Below are 21,963 nucleotides of genomic sequence, written 5' to 3'. Positions count from 1 at the left end.
ACTTCATAATTCATTATCGATTTCCTCATCCATTAATCACACGATATTTTGATGTTCCCCTGTTTTACATATAATTTTGATTTTAAACTGCATTGCATACAGTCATACGAAATGTCTTTTCTATTACATCAGTTATGCAATACACTATAAATATGGATTTTATATTCGCAAAAGCGCGATGAACTGGCTACATTTCCAGGCATTGCGCTTTTTGCATTTTATAAAATATGAGGAAATTTTTATGAGGGAGGAATATTATTATGGAATTTTCCGCAGTAAACACAATATGGGTGCTGGTCGGCGCCGCGCTGGTCTTCTTTATGCAGGCCGGATTCGCAATGGTAGAAACAGGCTTCACACGAGCCAAAAACGCAGGTAACATTATTATGAAAAACCTGATGGACTTCTGTATCGGAACTCCGGTCTTCTGGCTGGTCGGCTTCGGTCTGATGTTTGGTGCAGGTAATGGATTTATCGGAAAGATCGGTGGTATTGCCACAGAAGCACACTATGGTTCAGGAATGCTTCCTGACGGAGTTCCTTTCTGGGCATTCTTAATCTTCCAGACAGTATTCTGTGCAACATCCGCAACAATTGTTTCCGGTGCAATGGCAGAACGTACCAAGTTCCTTTCCTATTGCATTTACAGCCTTATGATCAGTCTTGTTGTATATCCGGTATCTGGACACTGGATCTGGGGCGGCGGATTTATCAGCCAGATGGGCTTCCATGATTTCGCTGGTTCCTGTGCAGTACATATGGTAGGTGGTGTGGCAGCTCTGATCGGTGCCATCATCCTTGGACCTCGTATCGGCAAGTATTCAAAAGACGGCAAATCAAAAGCTATCCCGGGACACAACCTTACAGTTGGTGCTTTAGGTGTATTTATCCTCTGGTTCTGTTGGTTCGGATTTAACGGTGCTTCCACAGTAAGTATGGAAGGCGATGCAATCGTAAGTGCAGGTAAAATCTTCGTTACTACTAACCTTACAGCAGCTGTTGCAACTGTAACTGTTATGATCATCACATGGGTACGTTACAAAAAACCGGATGTTTCCATGTCCCTGAATGGTTCTCTTGCAGGACTTGTAGCAATTACAGCAGGATGCGACACAGTTTCTCCTACATCCGCAGCAATCATCGGTATTGCTTCCGGTTTTATCGTAGTATTTGGTATTGAATTTATTGATAAGGTTCTGAAAATTGATGACCCTGTCGGTGCTGTCGGTGTTCATGGTTTAAACGGTGCATTCGGTACCCTTGCAGTTGGTCTTTTCTCCGACGGTTCAGGCACAGACTGGAAAGGACTCCTTACAGGAGGCGGCTTCCACGGATTCGGCGTTCAGTTCACAGGTATGATCATTACAATCGCATGGGTTGTTGTTACTATGACAATTATCTTCCAGGTAATCAAACACACAATCGGACTTCGTGTTTCAGCTGAAGAAGAGATTGCAGGTCTTGACTCCAAAGAACATGGTCTTGCAAGTGCTTATGACGGTTTCGCAATGGCTGGTGTTCCGACTCCTATGGGAACTTCCATAAAAGCTCCTGTTGTCACAGCCAGACCTTCTGCTCCTGCTGAATCAGTTCCTGAACTTCCGAAAGAAGGCGTTCATAAGCTTACAAAAGTTGTTATCATCACTCGTCAGAATAAACTTGATGAATTTATGCAGGCAATGAACGAGATTGGTGTTACAGGTATCACTATCACGAACGTTCTCGGATGCGGTGTACAGAAAGGGGCTCCATCCTACTATCGTGGTGTTGAGATGGAAATGAATCTTCTTCCTAAGATCAAGATTGAGATTGTTGTCAGTCTCGTACCTGTACAGAAAGTTATTGAAACTGCCAAAGCAGTTCTTCATACAGGCCAGATCGGTGACGGTAAAGTATTTGTATATGATATTGAAAATGTTGTTAAAATCCGTACAGGCGAAGAAGGTTATCTTGCACTGCAGGACACAAAGTAAATTATTTATAAACAATAAACTACTATTTATAAAAGACATCAGCGAATTTATGCTGATGTCTTTTATTTTTAACTGAATCAACCTTTATTGCTTTGTGTGGAGATTTAACTGATTATCTATATCCCGTCCAGCATACATTACTCTAAGTATTGTTACAACCTTTTATCGGATTGTAATTCAAAAACAATATATTCAAAAATTCCTCTATTCCCTCTCATACAGCTTTTCTGGTTCCATTCTACAGAATCCATTCCAAAAATACAATTATAACTTTATTATATGCTGATGCTATGTGATATACGCTTTTAAAAAGAATCTAAATTCTCTACTCTAATTTCTTGGCGTTAAACCTACATACATATCTTTGTACTGTTTTGCACTCTTTTCCCAGGAGACATCTTTATTCATATCGCGGATCACCATATCATCCCAGGATTTCCTGTTCTCGAAATAGAGCGTCTTTGCTCTGTTGATCGCGTCATAAAGCAGCCCGCTTTCATATCTGTCAAATGTAAAACCGTTTCCTGTATTTTCAAACATATTATAAGGCTGAACCGTATCTTTGAGTCCTCCGGTCTCTCTTACAATCGGAACTGCACCATATCTCATGGCTATAAGCTGTGTAAGTCCACATGGTTCAAATCTTGATGGAACCAGAAGCGCATCACATCCTGCATAAATATTGTGAGCCACATTTTCATTGTAAGCAATATATGCACAGAAATTGCCTTTATATTTGTTTTCATAATAACGGAATGTATTCTCATACTGAGAATCACCAGTACCAAGAACAACCACCTGCGTATGTTCATCCATAATTCCCGGGATTACGTCATTTACAAGATCAAGACCTTTCTGGTTGGTGAGACGTGAAATAAGTCCGATTACCATCTTATGCTCATCTACATCCAGCCCCAGAGATTCCTGGAGAGCTTTTTTATTAATCTTTTTATTCTTTATTGCTGACTTCTCATCGTAATCAGCTGCTAACAGCTTATCAGTTGCAGGATTCCAGATATCCGTATCAATACCATTCACAATTCCCAGAATCTTATTGTTGTGATATCTTAAATGCTCTGCAAGTCCCTCTCCATATTCCTCTGTCTGAATCTCCCAGGCATAGGTGTTACTTACAGTTGTAACTTTATTGCTGTAAGCGATGCCACCCTTTAACATATTGGCATCCAGCCAGTTCTGGATCATGCAGTCCTTATTAAATACATAATCAGGAAGTCCTGACCAGTATTGAATCTTTTTTCTGTCATAAATACCCTGGAACTTCAGATTATGTATTGTGAGTACTGAAATTGCACGTCCTACATCTGTATCCTGAAAACAAGTTCTCAGATAAAGTGGTACTAAAGCTGCCTGCCAGTCATGACAATGTACTACATCAGGAGTCCAGTTCAGATAATTAAGGGCAGCAAGGGCAGCTTTGGCAAAATAACAGAATTTCGGAATGTCATCTATGAGATTCGTATATGGATTTCCCCAGGAGAAGAACTCATCATTATCTATAAAATCATAGACAACCCCATCCTCCTGATATTCCATAATTCCCACATAATACTGCTTTCCATCAGAGCAGAGATTCATATCAAAGGAACCCCTGTATTCCATCTTTTCCTGAAATTTCTGAGGAATACATTTGTATCTTGGAATAATGACCTTAACATCAATGTTTAATTTTGCCAGACTCTTTGGCAGGGCAGACATTACATCTCCCAATCCGCCTGTCTTAACAAATGGATAACATTCTGATCCAATGAAGGCTACACTTCTTCGCGGTCCCAGATCAGGCTGTCTCGTTGGAATGTTCTGTTCATTCTGTTCAACAGATGGCTCCTGAATAATTACGGCTTGCTTAACAGAAACATTCTCTACTGTTGGAGCAACAGTCTTAACAGCTTTTTGAGGGCTGTTTTTTACACTGTTTCTTACATTGCTTTTTACGCTGTTTTTTGCATTGCTCTTTGTGTTACTTTTTGCATTGCCTTTGGTACTGCTTTTTTGAACTGTTTTTTTTCTCATATCATTGATCTCCCTTTTGCATTTTACAAAGTCCGAAATCTATTACGTCTTAACTAAAATGTCCTCCGGTAAGTTCCTGATAAACATTCATTTTGCAGATATTTATCATTTCCTGTTAATCTCAATTATAACACAAAATGCGCAAAGTAACTATTATTATCTGAAATGCTTCCATCACTTAACTCTTACCTGAATGATACAAGCTGGTTTATTCCTTTTTATTATATCTGCCTCTTTTATTTTACAGATACACTACATAGAAAAAGGGATCTTCCACTCAGTCAATTTGAATAAAAAACATAATCTGTTTTTATTTCACGCATTCCATAATTATCATCTCACATCTGTCATATCCAAGCTGTGAGCTGTTCAGGCACAGTGTGTAATTGCTGGCTTTTCCCCAGTTCTGATCTGTGTAAAAGTTATAATTTGTTCTTCGCCTTTTATCTGTGTCTGCCATCATTTTCACAGCTTCCTTCTCTTCTACATTGTGTAAACCAGTGATACGCTTTATTTTTTCCGGCATATCCCCATGAATAAATACATTCAGCACATCATCCCGGTCTTTCAGGATATAGTCTGCATTTCTTCCAATGATCACACAAGGCTCCTTCTCCGCCAATTCTAAAATAATATTTCTCTGTACCTCATACACCATGTCCTCCACAGATTTTCCTGTGATATCACGACCGGAAAATGCATATGCGAACAAACCTTTTTTCGGAGATAATTCCGCATTTTCCTGAATATATTCCGGTGATAAGCCGGACTTTTCTGCAATCTGACCAATGATATTTTTATCATAATAGGCAATTCCGAGTTTCTTTGCCACTTCTTCTCCGATAAAACGTCCACCGCTTCCAAATTCCCTGCTGATCGTAATAATTCTTTTTGCCATCTCTGATTCCTCCTAGTTTAAAACATCAACCCTATTTTTTCTGATTTTCTTTAAAAATACATATCCCACAAAACATGAAATTATTTCAGTAATTGGAAATGCCCACCAGATCAACGAAACTCCCATCTGACCATTTCTGACAAACAGAGAAAAGATTCCCGCCAGTGGCAGGATAATAATCAGCTGTCTCAAAAGTGAAATCACCAGTGATTCCAGGCCGCCATCCAATGCCTGGTAAATTCCCTGATAAGCAACATTAATTCCGGCAAACAAGAAACTCACTGAAATCACTCTCATCGCGGCAATAAAATATTCTCTTGACTGTCCTGCATTAAACAGCATTGCAAACGCTCCGGGGAAAATCTCCGTAATTGCAATTCCCAGAATCATTAATGCAATGGTATAAATAAGTCCATATTTGATACCATCCTGAATTCTCTTTTTACTTCTCATTCCATAAGCAAATGCAATGATCGGAGTGATCGCATCTCGCAGACCAAAAGCAAGGAAGAGAACAAACTGCTGGACTTTATAGAACAATCCATAGGCTGTCTGTGCTGATGGATTGAACTTCAGGATCAGATTCATCACATAAACCATAATAGACATCAGAGCCTGCGCAATAATTGCCGGAAGTCCGATTGCATAGATTTCTTTTATAACACCAGCATTCGGTTTCATGTATTTCGGTCCATGCCCGAATTCCCTGTTCAGTTTCATATGAAAAATAAGCAGCAATACAGCAGAAGCAACCTGACCAATTACAGTTGCGTAAGCTGCACCTTTCACTCCCATTTCAGGACAAGGTCCAATACCATAGATCATGATCGGATCGAGAATAATATTTACAACAGCCCCAACCACCTGTCCGATTGTAGAATAAAGAGAACGACCTGTTGCCTGTAATAGCTTTTCAAATAAAGAAAAGAAAATAATACCAAAAGAAATCACACAGCATATCCGCAGATAGCTGACTCCCATTTCAAGTACTTCTGCATCAACTGTCTGTGATGAAATATATGCTTTCACCCCAAAGATACCAAACAGTAAGCAGACCACATAAATGATTACACCCAGGAACAGACTGTTTCCTGCTACCTTTGCAGCCTTTTCCCTGTTTCCCTGTCCAAGTGTCCTTGCAAGAAGTGCATTGGTTCCTACACCTGTTCCGATTCCTACCGCTACCATAAGCATCTGAACCGGAAATACCAGAGTGAGGGCATTTAATGCAGCTTCACTGCCCGCTCTCATATTTCCTACAAACGCACTGTCTACAATGTTATAGACCGCCTGCAATGCCATGGATAAGATCATAGGGATTCCCATCTGGATCATCAGCTTATTCACCGGCATATCCTTCATCTTGTTACTTTCTGCCATTTTACTTTAACTCCTCTCTTTTCTGCGCAAAAAAGTGCGCACCCTGTCACATAAGCTGGACTTACGCTGACAGGCTACACACTTTTTCATGGCAAATATTCTATTTTAACAAAAGAAAAACGAGTAGCATGAAACTGGATTTACGCTCATCTGCTACTCGTTCGTTATCATTATATTTCCTATTTTTTTTAAAGTCAAACAAAATATTTTTTATAATGCACATCAATCTATTTTATTTTGATTGATGTAATCAATAATCGTTTTACAGATTTCCTGCTTTGGCTTTTCAAGTGCAACTCCCAGTTCCATATATAACAGATTTTCTGCTATCTGGAAATACCTTGCATCTGTAGCAGTACATTTTTTCCCTTGTGCAAGTCTTTTCTGCTTCCGCTGATAAATCATTTTTATAATGGCAACTAATGCCTCAGGGTTATTTGCTCTTACTGCTTCTTTATAATTTTGTTCCCTCATTTTTTCATTGTTTGTCCATGCTGTCGGGATATCCGGAATTCGTTTGATCAGATTCCAGGCTTCTTCTTTTGTCAGACATAATCTCAGTCTTGAATCTGAGCTTGAAACAGGAACATATATTTTGTCCTTTTCATCTTCTACTGGTTTCATCAGATAATATAACTTATCGTTTTTTTCATCCTGCGGATTCAAATATAAAATATTTTCTATTTTACAGATACCTATAACTGGTTTGCTGACAAAGTCTCCAATTTCATATTTCACAAAATCCACTCCTTGCTGACCGGCATTCTTATTCCGTAAAAGTATAACGTACAAAAGAACCCTGATTGTCTCCTGTTACTATTACAACATCTCCACTCTCGTTGCGTATGGATTCCAGAATCGGAAATCTTCCATTTTCTTTTACATAAGCTTCCGGGCTGGCTGCTTCTGCCTCGATCAAAGTTTTTTTACTGTACTGTTCTCCTCCACACGGATTTATATCCTCAATAAAAATTTCATACTCATGCATATGCAGTTCCTCCTGAAATTCATTTTATAAAAACAAGCAGCATAACTGTTGTTTTCCGACTCATTACGCTACTCGCCCTTATTTTTATTATAAAGCCATTTTACTTTGATTTCAAAAGCGTTTTTTACTAAAAATGTATCTTCTGTTTTTGGGCATTATTACTATGTATTTACCTATAGTAATTTTAACTTCCGATCTACACCCTGCATATCTTTGCTCTGCTATAGGTTTCTGTTATCTATAATTATAACTGAAAAGCAAGGAAATTCACATGACCAAAGTCTTGCGATTTCCTTGCAATTTGACAAGAATTACAAATAGTCCTGCAAAAGCTTTCAGTGCACTTTTTTCCCCATCTGGAAAATGTTGTCTTAATACAAAAAGGACACTATCCTCATCCATTTCAGGCATATCAATTACCATAAACCTTGAAACCAATGCTTCATTTAACTCTCTGGTGCCTGCGTAACCATAATTCATCGTGCCGATAAATCGTGTTGCCGGATGAAGTAAAATCCTGTTATATCCTGGAATATCGATTCTGCGCCGATGATCCAGTGTGGCATGCAGTACAGAAACCGCATCATTTTTTGCCATATTGATTTCGTCCAGGATTCCAAATCCTCCAAATTCCGCGCATTGGTAGATGGGGCCTTTCCGAAGGCGAACCTCATTATTTATAAAGGTATCCGTTCCAATCAGATCGGCACTGTCTGTATTTACATGAAAAGAAATGTCGTATTCCGGTCTTCTAAATATTTTTCTATTTCTGTCCAATGATTTCTCATGAAGATTTTCCTTTCTTTGCAATTAGTTATATCAAATCAGATAATATTTCTGTTTACTCAATCTTCAAACTTTCAATCCCCCAACTCACAATCCTAACTTCTTTATAATTTCTCCCAGTGCACTTCTTACAGGAGAATCTTTCGGAAGCTGTATGATCGGCTTTCCATTACAGTCATACTGATATACCTGGTCATCATGTGGTACAACCCCTAACAGTTCCAGTCCCTGATTTCGGATTTCTTCCAGAGTTCCGGCATCCAGTTTTCCATCCGGAACACGATTCACGATTAATCCAGTTTTCTGTGGTTTAAAGTTTAACTCCTTCATCAGCTTTGCAATACGTCCGGCTGCCTGAACACCTCTTCTGGAACAGTCACTTACAAGAATGGCAACTTCCATCATTGGCAGGATTCCTCTGCTGATATGTTCCATACCTGCTTCGTTATCAACCACAATATATGGATAATGACTTTGCAGTTTCTGAACCTGGGTCTGCACAAGGCCATTTACAAAACAATAGCAGCCCTGTCCCTGGGTTCGTCCCATTACCATCAAATCATAATCGTCTTCTTCTGCAATCGCATCAGAAAGACGCATTTCCAGATATGCCTGTTTTGTCATACCGGAGGGAATCTGATATCGTGGGTCTATGCCTGCCCGCTCAATTTCTTCTCTCAGCTCCCCAAGTGTGACCTCCGGCTCAACACCGAGCACTTCGTTCAAATTTGCATTTGCATCTGCATCCACCGCCAGGACCGGACGTTTTCCGCTTTCACATAAATACTGGATCAACAGTCCACAAAGAGTTGTTTTTCCTACGCCACCTTTTCCTGATACTGCAATTACATGTCCCATGTTTTTCCTCCTAAAATTCTGAACAATCTGTTGACTTTTTCTTTAAACCTCATTATAGTTGTTACTATATAAATTACAATAATCAGTCTGTGAGATTTGTATGGTTACTCAACACATCAGAAAAATTGTTGAGAAATCATATGATACTAACTAATACAGGAGTATATCATGTCAGAAAAAACGAGAAAACAAGATCGCCGTACCCGCTATACCAGACAAACCATAAAAGATACGTTCTTAGAATTGTTAAAGCAGAAAAGTTTTACGAAAATTACAGTTACAGAGGTCTGCAAAAATGCTGAAATCAACCGTGGCACTTTTTATCTTCATTACTACGATATCTATGATGTATTATCAGATATTTTTAATGATATGACTCAGGATATGTTAACAACTGTAGATCATTTATTCTGTCTAAATCAAAAAAGCTGTTCCTATCCGTTCTGTCAGAAAATACAGATGGAATCACAATACAGGGCACTGTTTCTGGATGATGCAATTGCCCCTATTCTTCTGGAAAAAATAGCAGAAAATACAAAAGAAGGCTATGTGACCTGGCTTATGTCACACAGCCTCCTGACCTTTGAACAGGCAGAATCGGTTTTTTATTTTCAAATGAATGGCTGCCTTTCCATCAACAGACTGATGCTCCGCAATCACTGTAATGACTGGAAACAGATTCAGACAGTAATCGACAAATTTATCAAATCCGGGCTGGAAAGTTTTCTGATTCATGATCAGAGAGAAGAAAAGGCTTCCGATAATTTTTGCAGCAAAATTTCTCCAACTGTTACCGCATCTTCTACACTCAGATAATGATCGGCATGATCCTGAAGAAATATTTTGCCAGATGCAGGAAATTCTTCATCTGCAAACCATATCTTTAAAGTTACCGGATATCTTGGCAGAACTGGAAAAACAGCACACAGATCCGCCTTTGTCTCTGTGAATTCTGCACCCAGGTTTTTACATGCTTTCTGAATTTTCTCAGGATCTTTATCCTGCAAAAGCTTTTCCAGTTTCTGCTCTGCAGTCCGGTCAAACTTGGTTCCTCGAATCAATCCATCTTTCAGGTTACCAAAAGTAATGAGCTTCTGTGAGCCTTCTGTTCCATCGGCCATATCCAGATAATGCAGCAATATCAGATAATGCCATTCATCCATATTTGAGTTAATACGAAACTCAGGGAGTTGAATTTCAATCGTTTCATAAAAACTCAGTACTTCAAGCACATTTCGGCTGCTATGAAAAACAGCTCCACTTTTTGCAGCAAGATCCTCTCCGGAACGATTTTGCAGCCGTTTTACTGCTGCCTGCAACATTTCCTGAAATGCACGGTTTTCTGTTTGATTTTTGTATTCCATAAGCTCTCCTTTGTGAATATTTTATCGCATCATGTAATAATCAATGTTTATGCAAGGATTTTGGTGGTTTCATAAATTTGTCTACAATCAGCATATTATACAATCCTCCGTAAGTTTCATTCCCGTGTTGACTTTTCCTTTAAATTTCATTATAGTTGTAATTATATTATTTACAATAATCAAAATAATAAATATGCACAGTTTCTCAACATATTGGAAAGAACTGTTGAGAACTTGAGATGTTTTTAACAATCCAGAAATATTTTTGTCTCAAAAATGTGAAAGCAAAATCATTATATCATACTACAAGGAGTTTCTTATCATGAAATATTCAACGAAATTAAGTGATACTGTTCATGTGATGGTTCTGATTGCTATCAACCAGGAAAAATCTCTCTCCAGCGCCTCAATTGCAGAAAGTGTCCATACAAATCCCGGCTTTGTACGCCAGCTTATGTTAAAACTAAAAAAAGCCGGACTTATGACCAGTGTAGCCGGACATGCCCGTCCTTCTCTTTCAAAACCAGCAGACCAGATTACATTGCTGGATATTTATAAAGCAGTTGAAGGTGAGAAGCCGCTGCTTCATTTAGATACTCATACCAACCCTGATTGCGGCGTTGGCATTAATATTCAGTTGTCTTTGCAGGGATTCTATAATGAAATCCAAAAAACTGCTGAAGAAAAAATGAATACGATTACTTTACAGGATATCATAAATACCTATTATCAGCGAACATCCATGCAAAATGATTTACAAAACATTATATGACAGGAGAATATTCTTTTTCAGATATTGTAAAAGCACTTGATATCTACGAATTGCTCCGCTGCAAAGCAGCTCCCACAATTCTCATCATATCTCAATATGAGGTATTTGTCGAATGTTTATATTAAGCAGATATTTGTCAGACCAATTTGCCATAAGTACCAGAATATCAGGATTCGTGAAGGCAATTTATAGTAGATTTTGGCATATACATTTCAATTTTTTTTGAGTATAATAATTCCGAAAAAGGTCACTGTTCACTCCGTTCCCAGCAACACGCTTCGCGATGCACAGAATTTATGCTAATCGCATAAATTCGCGCGGTATGTCTCGGGTTTTCTGTGACCTTCGCTCACAAAAAACACCTCGCGGGATTTTACCAGTGAACAGTAACCGAAAAAGTACTTTGACAGTAAATAAAATGCGACATCATTGCACAGGAGGCATGGGATATGATTATTACAATAGCAAGACAGTGCGGAAGCGGCGGACATGAAATAGGAAAAGAACTGGCTTCCAGACTTGGACTGGAACTCTATGACAGAAAGAAGCTGGAAGAAGAGGCCAAAAAACTTGGAAAGCTTGACGAAAACAAAGAATTTTTCCAGGAAAAGGCAGTAAACAGCCTGCTCTACAGCATTGCTGTAAGCTACGGAGAAAGCAATCCGATGGAAAAATCTTTTGAACTTATACGTGAACTTACGCAGCAAAAATCTGCCGTAATCATCGGACGCTGTTCAGGAGCGATCTATGCAAATGATCCTGAGGCAACTACTGTTTTTCTTCACGCAGATAAAGACTGCCGTATCAAACGTGTAATGGAACGGGACGGTATTAATGAGAAAAAAGCTGCAAAACTGATAAAGGAAGTGGATGAGAAAAGAGCATCTTTCCACAAATTCTGCACAGGCAAAGAATGGGAAGACGCCAGCCAGTATCAGCTGTCTATTGATACAGGCAAACTTGATATTTCCGATGCAGCAAACATGATCATAAATTATATCAATGCTAAAAATATCGGACAAAAGCACCTGTAATTTCCAAATAACACTGTAAAAATCAGGCACAAGTTTCCGAAACAAAACTTGTGCCTGATTTACATTGTTTTAATAAGATGGACTTCTCAAATATACAATGCAACTCTATCAATTTTCCAAAATATATTCCATCTGTCTTTCTTTTGTTTTCATACCCATCTTTTCATAGAATTTTTCCGCTGAAGTATTTCCTGCCCATACGTTCAGTGTCACTTCATAACAGCCCATTCGCTTTGCTTCATTTTTTACATATTCAAACAAACTCTCGCCGATATGCTGTCCTCGTGCCTGCTGATCAACACATAGATCATCTATAAAAAGAGTCTTAAACGGTACCATATTAGTTGAAAAAGGCTGTTCCTGTAATTGGCAAAATGCATATCCTACACAAACATCTTCCTCGTTCACTGCTACATATATGGGTTTTTCTTCTTTTTCTAATAGCTCTGTCAATTGGCTTACAGTATATTTTGTGGTACCGGGAATAAAAATATCAGGTCTTATATCTGCATGGATCTGCAATACCTGTCCCAACAATTCAATTATTCTTAGAATGTCTTTTTCTTCTGCTTTTCTAATAGTCATTTTTTGTCCTCCAAGTAACAAATTATTCCCAATTTATACTACTGGCTTTGCCGGTAATGGTCTGTACTTTGCAGTATAATAATCACACTCAATCCGGATGACACTGACAATTGAAACCAGCCGCTCATTAAACTCAAAATCCTTACCTGTTTGTATTTTCATTAAGGCACTCATGGCCTTAATTTTTTCTTGCGGTGATTCCACAATCTCCGCAGTTCCAAATCCATCAAAAGAATAATAACTACACCCATATTGGCAGGCTACTTTACCTGAAAATGGTTGAACATCACACTCAATCTGAACACAGCAGTCTGAATTGTTTCTGATAATGTCAAGCTTACGGCCTTCCAAAGCACCGTGCACATAAAATACAAGTTTATCATTTTCCATAACATAACCGTAGTTCATAGGAACTATGTATGGCTTTCCCTGATCCACCAGCCCAAGGTGCAAGACCTTACCAGAATCAAGTATATGTATGATCTCATTAAAATCTGTTACTTCTCTGTCTCTTCTGCGCATAAAAAATCCTCCCATCGTACCTCTGATATTTTCATTTTTTTCTCCGGATAACACATTATTCCATAGTCAATTTAATCATAGCACATACCTTCCAGCTTGACAAATACATTGCCATGCAATAATTGTGGATATGGGATTATGCAGAAAGTAAAAGAATTGACTGAGAATGAAAATATATTTTTTTATGGTCAGATTTGTGGTATACTTTACGTATTACTTACAGACTCCCGGGAGGAGACGGCTATGCAAAATATAATTCCCGATGAAAGATATTCTGTGGCTGACGAAGCCATTTTAGGTGCTTTTTTCAAATTAGTAAAAGAAAAGAAGCCTGACAGGATTACTGTATCCGACATCACTAAAACAGCTGGTATTGCCAGAAGTACTTTTTATAATCACTATCAGGACATCCCTTCACTGATCTCTGCAGTTGAGGATAAAACCATTCATGATGTTTTTTCCATGATGGAAAATTTCCAGCCAAAAAATGACCGGGATATCTGCAGTTCCTATTTTCTGACCCTGTGCCGGTACACTATGGAAAATCCTTTTCTGTCCGGTCTTTTGAGCACACCTCATGGAAATGATCTGTTTGAAAAAATGCTAACTATGCTCCATCATTATGTTACAGAAACTACATCTAATTCCAGACCTGCCAAGCATACAAAGGAAGAAGTTTCCTATGTGATCACCTGCGCCATCGGCAGTACTATCGGCGTTCTCCACAAATGGAGCCGGGATAATTTTAATCTGGCACCGGAAGTGATCGCTGATATTCTGTCTGAGATTTTTTTATCCGGTATGCTTCCGCTTTTATCCTAGTGTTTTCCGCAAAATATAAGCCTCTGTTTTATTCCAGAGGCTCATCAATCAGGACATCCTGTCTCCTGATTTTCTTTGTTGTGTTGCGGATAAAAGGATTTTTGCGGACAACCAGTCCTGTAATACGGCGATAAGTGGGCTGATTTTTGTTATATTCATCCAGAAATGCCTGAAGCTGTGTTTGAATTGCCTCTGCATCCAATGATTTCGCTTCTACAACTGCCTGCTCCGGATAAATACGGGCAGTCAGGCCATTATCCTCACCTGTCACAATAACTTCGCCTACCAGCGGATTCAGCGCCAGCTTATTCTCAATCTCCTCCGGAGATACATTTTCACCGTTGGACAGGATGATCAGGTTCTTCACACGTCCATTGATAAACAGATAACCGTCTTCATCCATATATCCCTTGTCACCTGTATGCAGCCATCCATCCTTTAAAGTCTCTGCTGTCTCATCAGGCATCTGATAATATCCCTTCATAACGCTGCTTCCCTTTACCAGGATTTCACCGTTTTCAAATCTGATTTCTGCATTTTCAAGGGGTTTTCCAATAGAACCCTTTTTGTGATTTTCCGGTGTATTATTGCTGATAACAGGGGAACACTCTGACATTCCATAGCCTTCCAGTACTTCAACGCCATATTCTGCAAAACGGTCAATATAATACGGATCCAGATGTGCACCGCCTGTAAAGATAATGCGCAGTTTTCCGCCGAATACCTTTTCTGCCAGAACTGCCTTCGGGATTGACGGATCAGCAGCAGCCAGTCTCTTATAAATAGTTTCGATCATCATTGGAACCATAAGCATAATATCCGGTTTGAAAATACTCATATTCCTTACCATATGGAGCAGGGAATCATTGATGCAAAGAGTTACACCCAGAGAGAATCCCTTCAGCCAGTCCATAACCAGGCAGAATGCGTGATGGATTGGAAGCACACTGAGTATGGCAGTTCCCGGTTCTGCTGTGATCTTTACTGCCTCAACATTGGAAGCCAGATTGTTCTGTGTCAACATAACACCCTTGCTCTTTCCTGTTGTTCCGGAAGTGAAAATGATGGTCGCAATATCCTCTGCATCCGGGCAGACAGAATCTGCTGATGCGCTCTTTCCCGCATTTCGAAGTTCACCAATACCATATACTTTTGCCGGTGCATCTTCTACCTCTTCCTGAAGCATCCACACTTTCTGAAGTTTCGGGCAGTTTCCAAGAAATGCATCCAGATATGGCCTAAGCTTCGGACTTAAGAAAAGAGCTACAGAATCAGAACGGTTAAGCAGGTCGATCAGATCCTCACAGGGAAGTGCGGCATCCAGCGGTACTGCTGTGGTACATCCTGTAATGATTCCCAGATAGCTTTCCATCCACTCTACTGAACTGGTTCCGATCAGTGCAATGTGTTTGCCCTCAAAGCCTTCTGCAAGAAGACCTTTTCTGGTGAAACCTACATTTTCCATCAGTTCGCCATAGCTTCTTTCCATGATTTCCTTTTTGTTGAGCCATTTTACTGCTTTTACTTCATCAAATTTACGTGCACTTTCTTCTAATATATTTCTGATCAGCATATCTGTCCCCCCATTATTTTCTGAACTGTTCAATTGTTCCAAAAAAGATTACTGAAGTTCTTCCAGCAGATTTAAGGCTTCACCGAGAGTTGTGATCTTCAGCACTTCGCTCTCATCAAGTTCAAGATCAAAGGTATCCTCAAGCTCACCTAAAAAGGACATAAAATCCAGAGAACTGAAACCCAGATCCTCGCGAAATCTCATCTCATTGTTCATTTCTTCCGGTGCTACCTTGCTGTACTGTGCTACGATATTTTTAAATTCCATTTCCTGATTCATTGCATTTCCTCCTGATATTGATTTAGTTAAACCAGTTCCATAATTTCGCCGATGCTCATATCCGGCTCTGCGATTCCCTTAAACAGAATACGCATCATATAATAATAGAGCAGTTCCATGTCATGTTCCTCCAGATGAGCAGTCTGGTAATGATAGGAGAAGTTCATACCTCCATCTTCTGTATGGGATACGGTCAGATACATCTTCTTGGTGGCCGCACCGTTTGCAAACCATTTTGCATGCTGACGGATGGTTCCAAGCATTTCATTCTCCACCTTCACAGTCATTGGCTGATAAGTCAGATAACAGCTCTCATATCCTGTATGCTCCGGTGTATTGTATCTCTTTCTCATCTCATCCATAATAAGTGCCGGATCATAGTTGCTGTGCATGTAGATACGATTCTGCATATTCTGGATCTCATAAGCAGCAGAAAGGAAATCTGTCTCCGGTGCGATCACTGTTCTGCATGGGAACATGATGGTTCTGCTTCCCCCGGAAGTCCACTCATCATGAGTAGAACGTCTGGATATAAAGTTCTGAATAGTAATATCTTCCTGTCCATTATTTACCTTTGACAGATAGGTACGGATGCCAAGCAGAAGAAGATTAGTCATGGAGAGCTGATGATTCATACAGAAATCCATCAGATTTTTAGTTGGTTCCGGCTCCAGATAATAATCCTTAACTGCCACAAACAGATCCTTCATCTCAATATCAGAAGAACGAAGTTTGGGATTTCCATGACGTTTTCTCGCCTCCTCCAGTACGGACGGTCCCTGAATATCAGAATACAAAGGCTCGCCCAGCGTATCCAGCTGGTCATCCCAGAATTTCTTATCTTTTGCAAAACGTTTTTCGTTGCCTGCTTTTGCCAGGTCTTTTTTCAGGACTGTCTCAAAATCTGCCAGTTCCTGCGGATAGGCTGTTCCATATTTATAATAGGTATATAACTGAAACAGATCACCGATCATTACTACCAGACCACAGGAATCGATCAGTCTGTGATCCATATGTACAAAGAAACCATTATATCCTTCCGGCAGTTTCAGCATAGTAAACTCGCACATGGGAATGTCATCACCATCAAAGGTTTCGTATGCCCACTGCTGCATCAGCTCATCTGCTTTTGCAAGGCTTCCCATTCCTGACAAATCCTTGAATCCGATATCTCTTGGATCCTGCTGTACAAGGTACTGCTGTACATTTCCGTCTTTATCAGGCTTCGTAAAACGGATTCTGGTGCATCCGGAACGTTCTGTCTCCATTTGAATGCATTTTTTTAATAATCCAAAATCCAGTTCAGCCTGTACAGATGCCACAACACTGACACCGGATACCTGCTGTGTACCGTAATCCATGATCCAGTTGTGGTGCATTTTCTGTGCTGCTGTTAAAGGATAGTAGTTTGTCATACTTTATTTAACCTCCATCACCCGTTTTTTCTCTTTTCCCGGGTACAAAAACATTACATACTTGTTCATCATTCCTTTTTTATTACGCGACAAAAAATAGCACAGATTTTTCCCAAATACCAGTACCCTCAGGACTTAATGAACACTTTACATAAAATTGACCGGGACTTATCGTGCATTTAACAAAACGCATCTGATAAGTCCCGGTCAGGGATTGTTGTCATTCGTAATCGCCTTTGGCGATGAAAAACAGTCACATCATTTTTCAGAATTACTACCATCATATTTCTCAAAAAATCCCATCACTGTACGCTGATACAGTTCCGGATCTGCATAGGCACTGCACAAATGCCTTGCTCCCGGTACAATGACCAACTCCTTTGGTGCTTTGCACAGCATATAGTTCTGGAATGAATTGTTCGGATATACATAGGTGTCCTTCTCTCCATGAATGAAAAGAACAGGTCTTGTATTCCTTTTCATTGCTTCTGTGGTATCTGCATCTTTCATACGAAATCCTGCCACAAAATGACACAGACAGTCCATTTCCTTTAAAAGCAAAGGGATATAATGCAAATGGAACCAGTTATCAGCCATATCCTGCATCTGTCTTTCCATAGACTGGAAACCACAGTCAGCGATTAGTCCCTTCACCTCTGACGGGAGCCAGTATCCTGATGCCATCAGTACAGCGGATGCCCCCATAGACTGTCCATACAGATAGATTGGCAGCTTTTCCTTATTTCGCTCAGACACATAAATTGCCCAACGCTGCACATCCCATTTCTCTTTTGCTCCAAAGGTGATATATTTTCCTTCACTTTCTCCGCAGCAACGCTGTTCCATAAATAAAAGATTGCACTGGTGCTCGTGGAGATATTTTGCCATAAATGACAGGGAACCAAATCTGCTGCCCCGGTAGCCATGGCTTAAGATAACAAACCGCTTTGCATTCTCTGCAGGCAGATAGAATCCATGAAGTTTTAATCCATCCACGCTCCGGATATAGCAGTCCTGCATCTTCTGTGCCTCGCACCATGCCCTGCTCTCCTCATATTCCTTTGCATATCCGTTTCTGGGGTGATTATCCCGGATATGGGATAATTCAAACCATTTCTTTCTTTCCTTTTTTCTTCCCTCTCTTTTGCAGCAGACCACCATGTTAAAAAAGCGCCAGCCAATCTCCATAGTCCCTGAGAAAAAAAGCAACACTACTGCTGACAACTTACAAATTTTTTTCTTCATCTCATTTTCTTTCTATAAATTTTCTCATAAACTCTTCATACCCACAAGGTTTCCCCCAGAAATATCCCTGGGTAAATTCCGGGCGCAGCTTTCGGATTTTGAGCCATTCCTGAGCATTTTCCACGCCTTCAATACAAATCTTCATATCCAGATTATGGATCATGGTACAGAACTGATTCAGCAGATAATATTCCTGTTCATCTGCTACTGCTTTGGCAGTGAAAGAGCGATCAATCTTAATGATCTCCGGTTTCAGCTCGCTGAGATAATGGAAGTTCGAATATCCGGTTCCAAAATCATCCAGTGCAAGACTGATTCCCATCCGCCGCAGTTCTGATAAAAAATGCTTCTCATTAATATTTTGTTCCAGAAGATCACTTTCTGTCAATTCCACGATCAAGGCTCCCAGTGGCAGCCCTGTTCTTTTCATCTCCGCACTGATATCCTGGATCACATCAGACTTGGATGCCTGCACCTGGGAAATATTAATACTCAACCGGAATTCTGGAAGTACTTTCCTGATCTCACTGCATTTTCCCATAGCTTCTCTCATCATCCAGCGGCCGGCAGGAATAATAAGTCCTGTTTCTTCCAGAATCGGAATAAACTCTGCCGGTGAAACCATTCCGAATTTTTCAGAAGTAAAACGCATTAAAGCTTCTGCTCCATAAGGCACCTTTTTATCTTCCGCAAATACAGGCTGATAAAAAGCCGTAAAGCCCTGGAATCCATTGTTCACAGCATCTCTCAATTCCTGGGTGATCTCCCTCTTCCTGAGAAATCGTCTGTAAGTTTCCTCATTATATATATAACAGCGGTTTCTTCCCAGCTTCTTGGCCTCATTCAAAGCAAAATCCGTCAGCTTCAGGGCTTCTGAATACTGGTCTCCTCCTAATGTCCCAAATGGTACAATACCTCCTGAAACCGTATACATAACCTTAAACTCATTAGCTTCAATGAATCTGCCAATTTCCTCTCTCATTTTATTATAAAGTTTCTCTGCATCCCTTACCTCGTCAGAAGAAACATCCATGATCAAAAATTCATCTGCCACAAGCTTGTACACTTTCTGTGCTTCTGATATGCAGCCGGAAATACAATCTGCTGTTTTTCTAAGTACAAAGTCACCGTACTCCTGTCCGAAGTTATCATTGATTTCCTTAAAATGATCGATTCCTATACGAAGCAGATATCCTGTTTCCAAAGGTGTATCCTGTTGATCCATATACTGCCGGAATCCTGTTTCTCCCAATAATCCGCTTATATTATCGGCCTTCTGTCTCTCTCCGATCTCGTTGATACAGCCGATCATATAAAGAGGTTTCATGTTATCATCCCGGACCAAATAACCTTTGCAATGAATCCAGACCGGCATTTTTTTCAGATCCAGCCATCGATACTCCATGCTATGGGTACAGCGGTCTGTTTTAAGAAGATCATCAAATTCCTCTTTCAGTTTTTCATAATCAGATTCATATACAAATTCTTTATGATTTGAAATTACATTATGAAAACCATTTTTCGGAATGCAGAAACGGTCAAGGGCCTGGTTTGCTATGTAATAAAAATCTGTCCGAAAATCAACCACATACGGGTAATTATCTGTAGTCGGACTCAGAAGATCGATCATGCTGCAAAGCTCATCCAATGGCATTCCCTGATATTTTTTCTCCTGCAGGATTACCTCATCTGTAATCTCCTCTGTGGAATGCTTTTCCATACGGGAAAGCAGATGTTCCAGATCAGTTGACCGAGCTATTTTCTTCCTGCGCTTCTGACGGTACAGCATGGTATCGCTTCGTCTTACAATATCTTTAAAGTCAAAATCTACATCAGGCTGATAATAGGCATATCCTGCTGATATGCTAAGTGGATACTCCAGCTTGTGTGTTTCCGCTGCTTTTTTCAAAATCAATTCCAGAGCCTTCAGTCGTTCCGGAATCCTATCCTTCTCATCACTGTGATATACATACGCAAACTCATCGCCTCCGATTCGAAAACAGTTCTTTACATTTTGAAATGCCTGACTGATACACTGATAACACAGTTTCAGTGCCTCGTCTCCTTTTTCATGCCCAAAATTATCGTTGATCACTTTCAGGTTATCCAGATCAAAAAGTACTACGCCTGTAGTGCGCAGTTTTATTTCACCTTCATCCAGATACTTCACCATATTCTCGTAAGCATTTCGGTTCATGGCTTCTGTGAGCATATCCATATTGGCTATTTTCTGCAGATAGATCACCTTTTGTTTCTGGATATATTGATCGTAATATTGAGAAACCTGAATCCAGATCAGCATAATAATAAACAGCATGGTTCCTGTGGAAAGCAGAATGGATGTCTGTTCAAATCTTCTTAAATAATAAAGAAACATTTCTGCCATTCCAAATCCCATGGCCACATACATAGAATACTGGAATTTTTTGGCTACATCATTTCCTTTTTTTCTGGCTTCGTAAAGAATGATCGCAACTGTGTAAACCACATTGGCAACCATAATAACATGAGTTACAGAAAGTAACCGGGACATATCAATCATTCCTGTACACTGAAGTAAAACATCGACTGCCATATTTGCAAGATAAAGGCTGGAAAAAATTAATGCACCTTTGTGGTACCTGCTTTTACAGATATCATATAACAGAAAATTAAATGGCACCGGAAAAAGAAAGAGTGAAAAATACTCCACAAAATATAAGGTTCTTCCATCCGGGATCAAAAACTGCAGAAAACCACATTGTATCAGTGTCCATATTGCGACCAGAAATGAGAAAAATCCAAGGTTTAAAAAAATCTCAATTTTTGCTTCTATCTTGTCTCTTCTTTTTCTTCGCGCTGCGCCACAATAAAGAAGCAGGCAGATAACAGCGGCAAACAGGATTCCACAGCTGATCACCAGAGTTCCAAGACTGTCCGTTAAAATTTTCAGAATACAATCGCCTTGTGTTCCGTATACAAGGCTGACTTCATTTCCATAATATCCCTCATATACCGGAATAATTCTGACCTCCAGACTTTTGCCTGCGCTGTCTCCCGGAATATCCACAATATGCCAGCAGCTTCCAGGGGTCTTCATAAAGCCCGGCGCATCCGGTTCATTTCCGTATTCATATATTTTTTCTCCATCCAGCCAAACTTCTGCAATGGTGTGAGTGGTTTTAAATAAGATGGATCTGGGGATATCGAAATCTTCAGGCAGCGCAATATTCTCTGATTTGATTTCTCCTTCTGACAGTTCTTTTGTTTCGCACTGGATCGTATTATCCCAGAATATTTTTTCCCTGGTGGTACTCTGGCTGAAAATCCAACCTGAAAAACAGATGGCAAACAGCCCAAACACGAACAGGGTGATCCATAATTTCTTTTCTATTTTCATAGCCTCTTCCTTTTCCAATATATCTGCATTCTGAAACATATCAAATATAATTTCATTTG

General features: G+C 39.8%; 19 protein-coding genes and 1 pseudogene. 5 read left to right on the top strand and 15 right to left on the bottom strand.

The annotated features are described in order from the left end of the window. Nucleotides 1–260: 260 nt before the first annotated feature. A complete protein-coding gene (locus R8695_RS05570; protein ID WP_154779765.1) occupies nt 261–1,973 on the top strand; it encodes an ammonium transporter in 1,713 nt (570 codons plus the stop codon). A gap of 330 nt (nt 1,974–2,303) precedes the next feature. Here the strand turns inward: R8695_RS05570 and R8695_RS05565 are convergent, their stop codons facing one another. From R8695_RS05565 to R8695_RS05535, 7 genes and pseudogenes are all read right to left on the bottom strand, one after another. Then, entirely contained in the window at nt 2,304–4,004 is a 1,701-nt protein-coding gene (locus R8695_RS05565) for a glycogen synthase (protein ID WP_154779764.1), read from the bottom strand. 310 nt (nt 4,005–4,314) lie between these two features. Then, nucleotides 4,315–4,902 carry a cytidylate kinase-like family protein gene (locus tag R8695_RS05560; protein ID WP_154779763.1) on the bottom strand — a complete coding sequence of 196 codons (588 nt, stop codon included), beginning with the start codon at nt 4,900–4,902 and terminating at the stop codon, nt 4,315–4,317. 12 nt (nt 4,903–4,914) lie between these two features. Beyond that, nucleotides 4,915–6,282: an MATE family efflux transporter gene (locus R8695_RS05555; RefSeq protein ID WP_118508675.1), complete on the bottom strand. Its 1,368-nt coding sequence runs from the start codon at nt 6,280–6,282 to the stop codon at nt 4,915–4,917. Between the two features lie 222 nt (nt 6,283–6,504). Next, nucleotides 6,505–7,020 (bottom strand): CarD family transcriptional regulator, encoded by a 516-nt coding sequence (locus R8695_RS05550; RefSeq protein ID WP_167515445.1) that lies wholly within the window; start codon nt 7,018–7,020, stop codon nt 6,505–6,507. 28 nt (nt 7,021–7,048) lie between these two features. After that, a complete protein-coding gene (locus tag R8695_RS05545; RefSeq protein ID WP_118508673.1) occupies nt 7,049–7,270 on the bottom strand; it encodes a hypothetical protein in 222 nt (73 codons plus the stop codon). A 306-nt stretch (nt 7,271–7,576) separates the two neighbouring features. Continuing rightward, a pseudogene (locus R8695_RS05540) lies at nt 7,577–8,029 on the bottom strand (AAA family ATPase); the annotation flags it as partial. A gap of 114 nt (nt 8,030–8,143) precedes the next feature. Continuing rightward, nucleotides 8,144–8,914 carry an ATP-binding protein gene (locus tag R8695_RS05535; protein WP_118508672.1) on the bottom strand — a complete coding sequence of 257 codons (771 nt, stop codon included), beginning with the start codon at nt 8,912–8,914 and terminating at the stop codon, nt 8,144–8,146. Nucleotides 8,915–9,082: 168 nt separating this feature from the next. Between R8695_RS05535 and R8695_RS05530 the strand changes: the two genes are divergently transcribed. Further along, on the top strand, nt 9,083–9,730 hold the full coding sequence (locus R8695_RS05530) for a TetR/AcrR family transcriptional regulator (protein ID WP_154779761.1): 648 nt from the start codon (nt 9,083–9,085) through the stop codon (nt 9,728–9,730). Here the strand turns inward: R8695_RS05530 and R8695_RS05525 are convergent. Beyond that, nucleotides 9,652–10,278, bottom strand: a complete 627-nt coding sequence (locus R8695_RS05525) for a DUF3786 domain-containing protein (RefSeq protein ID WP_154779760.1) — start codon at nt 10,276–10,278, stop codon at nt 9,652–9,654. The two genes, R8695_RS05530 and R8695_RS05525, sit on opposite strands and share 79 nt — an antisense overlap. Nucleotides 10,279–10,600: 322 nt before the next feature. Here R8695_RS05525 and R8695_RS05520 point away from each other — a divergent pair, with 322 nt between their 5' ends. Both R8695_RS05520 and R8695_RS05515 read left to right on the top strand, forming a co-directional pair. Beyond that, nucleotides 10,601–11,050, top strand: coding sequence for an Rrf2 family transcriptional regulator (locus R8695_RS05520; protein WP_119235046.1), 450 nt, complete (start codon nt 10,601–10,603; stop codon nt 11,048–11,050). 449 nt (nt 11,051–11,499) lie between these two features. After that, nucleotides 11,500–12,084 (top strand): cytidylate kinase-like family protein, encoded by a 585-nt coding sequence (locus R8695_RS05515; protein WP_154779759.1) that lies wholly within the window; start codon nt 11,500–11,502, stop codon nt 12,082–12,084. A 108-nt stretch (nt 12,085–12,192) separates the two neighbouring features. On the opposite strand, the gene R8695_RS05510 is transcribed toward R8695_RS05515, so the two are convergent. Both R8695_RS05510 and R8695_RS05505 read right to left on the bottom strand, forming a co-directional pair. Then, nucleotides 12,193–12,669, bottom strand: a complete 477-nt coding sequence (locus R8695_RS05510) for a GNAT family N-acetyltransferase (protein ID WP_154779758.1) — start codon at nt 12,667–12,669, stop codon at nt 12,193–12,195. A gap of 33 nt (nt 12,670–12,702) precedes the next feature. After that, complete coding sequence (locus R8695_RS05505; RefSeq protein ID WP_154779757.1) at nt 12,703–13,191, bottom strand: pyridoxamine 5'-phosphate oxidase family protein; 489 nt, start codon at nt 13,189–13,191, stop codon at nt 12,703–12,705. A 243-nt stretch (nt 13,192–13,434) separates the two neighbouring features. On the opposite strand from R8695_RS05505, the gene R8695_RS05500 reads away from it, so the two are divergent. Next, nucleotides 13,435–14,013, top strand: a complete 579-nt coding sequence (locus tag R8695_RS05500) for a TetR/AcrR family transcriptional regulator (RefSeq protein WP_154779756.1) — start codon at nt 13,435–13,437, stop codon at nt 14,011–14,013. 28 nt (nt 14,014–14,041) lie between these two features. On the opposite strand, the gene R8695_RS05495 is transcribed toward R8695_RS05500, so the two are convergent. From R8695_RS05495 to R8695_RS05475, 5 genes are all read right to left on the bottom strand, one after another. Further along, nucleotides 14,042–15,586: an AMP-binding protein gene (locus R8695_RS05495; RefSeq protein WP_118508665.1), complete on the bottom strand. Its 1,545-nt coding sequence runs from the start codon at nt 15,584–15,586 to the stop codon at nt 14,042–14,044. Nucleotides 15,587–15,634: 48 nt separating this feature from the next. Then, nucleotides 15,635–15,865, bottom strand: coding sequence for an acyl carrier protein (locus tag R8695_RS05490; RefSeq protein WP_008706731.1), 231 nt, complete (start codon nt 15,863–15,865; stop codon nt 15,635–15,637). 26 nt (nt 15,866–15,891) lie between these two features. After that, the gene (locus R8695_RS05485) at nt 15,892–17,280 is read right to left on the bottom strand and encodes a condensation domain-containing protein (protein WP_154779755.1); all 1,389 of its coding nucleotides are present in this window, start codon (nt 17,278–17,280) and stop codon (nt 15,892–15,894) included. A 258-nt stretch (nt 17,281–17,538) separates the two neighbouring features. Continuing rightward, entirely contained in the window at nt 17,539–18,525 is a 987-nt protein-coding gene (locus R8695_RS05480; protein WP_154779754.1) for an alpha/beta hydrolase, read from the bottom strand. A gap of 1 nt (nt 18,526) precedes the next feature. Further along, nucleotides 18,527–21,904, bottom strand: a complete 3,378-nt coding sequence (locus tag R8695_RS05475) for a bifunctional diguanylate cyclase/phosphodiesterase (protein WP_154779753.1) — start codon at nt 21,902–21,904, stop codon at nt 18,527–18,529. Between the last annotated feature and the right edge of the window lie 59 nt (nt 21,905–21,963).

It is taken from the genome of Blautia luti (genome assembly GCF_033096465.1).
GTDB classification, from domain to species: Bacteria; Bacillota; Clostridia; order Lachnospirales; family Lachnospiraceae; genus Blautia_A; species Blautia_A luti.
Note: the sequence above shows the minus strand (reverse complement) of the source record. Positions and strands in the feature narration are given on the sequence as shown.